Source organism: Turicibacter sp. HGF1 (assembly GCF_000191865.1).
Classification (GTDB): domain Bacteria; phylum Bacillota_I; class Bacilli_A; order MOL361; family Turicibacteraceae; genus Turicibacter; species Turicibacter sanguinis.
This window is the reverse complement of record NZ_AEXQ01000034.1, coordinates 1-1,056: the sequence shown is the minus strand read 5'-3', so window position 1 is coordinate 1,056 and position 1,056 is coordinate 1. Positions and strand designations below refer to the sequence as shown.

Here is a 1,056-nt window from a genome sequence, read left to right as displayed (position 1 = left end):
GCGGCGAGCGTTAATAAAACGATGAGTTTAATCGCGTCGAGGTGTGTTGATTTGACTAAGATGAGCGCTAACGGCACAAAGGTAATTAAGGCAACATCATTTGTAATGATCATGGCCATGAAGAAGGTTAATAACATTAATCCAAGGGTCAGTTGTTTCGTATTTTGACAACGACTTAAGATGAGTGTTGAAATTTTGTCTAAGACGTTGAGTTTTTTAAAAGCAGCGACGACAATCATCAAGTTAAAAAGTAACATTAAAACATTAAAATCGATATGTGAGGTGTGTAAACCTGTAAAAAAAGAGGATAGTAGTGCTAAACAGGAAGCAATCACGAGTACGATTTCTTTTTTAATCCAATTCTTTAGTGTATTCAAAATTATTCCCTCCAAATTCTTTCAAACCTTAATTATACCATAATTAGCATTAACTGTTATAAGGCAATAGGTCTTAGATTTTCATTTTGTAACAGATAAATAAATTTTCAAGGAAAAATCCTTACGGTCGGATCAGTTACGGATGAAAAAAGTTTTTTTAAGGTCACGCTAAAAGGATTGAAAAGACACAAGGAAAAATTAAGTCAGACTTCTTAGATAAGAGGATTTTAAGTGCTACAACTATCTTAACTTAATTTAACCATTGACGATATTTTATGATAAACTAAATAAAGTGAACAAATTTACAAGGAATACTGGAGTGTAAAAATGACAGCATTAGAGAAAAAACTACAACAGGAAGTCATCAAAAACTGTGAAGTAGCAGAAAAAGAGTATGACTGCAAAATGACAAGATTTCTCCAAACCATTGAACGATTTGGAATTGTGAGAACTGCACAAGAAATTTTAAGAAAAGGCAGAACATCAGACTGTTTTAATCAGTTAGCTGAAGCGGGACGCCTTGATTTAACGATGGAGGCCACAATTATTAAAAGTGAATATTCTGAGTTATTCACGGATGAAGAAGTTAATGATTGTTATGCTTTATTATGTGAAAGGGGATATTACTAAACATTGTCCTCATCAAAACAAAAAACCATTATCGATATGAAGATAATGG

Annotated in this window: 2 protein-coding genes; one reads left to right on the top strand and one right to left on the bottom strand. The window is 32.7% G+C overall.

Annotated elements, in window-relative coordinates; genetic code table 11:
- Positions 1–377: SLC13 family permease (locus HMPREF9402_RS03625; protein WP_009606512.1), on the bottom strand; the 377-nt coding region annotated here is incomplete at its 3' end.
- Between the two features lie 327 nt (positions 378–704).
- Between HMPREF9402_RS03625 and HMPREF9402_RS03620 the strand changes: the two genes are divergently transcribed.
- Positions 705–1,007 carry a hypothetical protein gene (locus tag HMPREF9402_RS03620; RefSeq protein ID WP_006785767.1) on the top strand — a complete coding sequence of 101 codons (303 nt, stop codon included), beginning with the start codon at positions 705–707 and terminating at the stop codon, positions 1,005–1,007.
- Positions 1,008–1,056 lie beyond the last annotated feature (49 nt).